Raw genomic sequence first — 536 nt, 5'->3', positions numbered from 1 at the left:
GAGCTGACCAGTACTAATCGGTCGAGGGCTTATCCTAAAAGCTTTCTGAAGGAAAGCTACTTCGAAAGCATATGCTATAAATTGCAAAGATTGTTTCGTATCTAGTTTTCAGGGAGCAAATCCTTGAGGGAAACCTAAACGCTTGTTTCTTGATTCACACTTCGGTGTTGAACCCAAGCAAACGCGAAGAGCGAATGGATTTTCCGAAGATTTTCGAGAAGCGTAAGCTAAGAAAACCCTGTTTGGTGGCGATAGCGGAGGGGTTCCACACGTACCCATCCCGAACACGACCGTTAAGCCCTCCAGCGCCGATGGTACTTGGACCGCAGGGTCCTGGGAGAGTAGGACGCCGCCAAGCAAAGTTTTAATAATCTGGGACACCCAGTTTATTGATACCTAATTATAATACATATTCCCTGATAGCTCAGTTGGTAGAGCACTCGACTGTTAATCGAGTTGTCACAGGTTCGAGTCCTGTTCGGGGAGCCAGCGGCCCGTTGGTCAAGGGGTTAAGACACCTCCCTTTCACGGAGGTA

General features: G+C 48.1%; 1 tRNA gene and 1 rRNA gene. Both read left to right on the top strand.

The features are described 5' to 3' along the window. The first annotated feature begins 241 nt into the window (after nt 1-241). A 5S ribosomal RNA gene (gene rrf, locus PV403_RS24870) occupies nt 242-358 on the top strand. 55 nt (nt 359-413) lie between these two features. Beyond that, nucleotides 414-489, top strand: a tRNA-Asn gene (locus tag PV403_RS24865). Nucleotides 490-536: the final 47 nt, after the last annotated feature.

Origin of the sequence: Paenibacillus sp. GYB006 (assembly GCF_036577645.1) — a bacterium.
Lineage (GTDB): Bacteria > Bacillota > Bacilli > Paenibacillales > Paenibacillaceae > Paenibacillus.
Note: the sequence above shows the minus strand (reverse complement) of the source record. Positions and strands in the feature narration are given on the sequence as shown.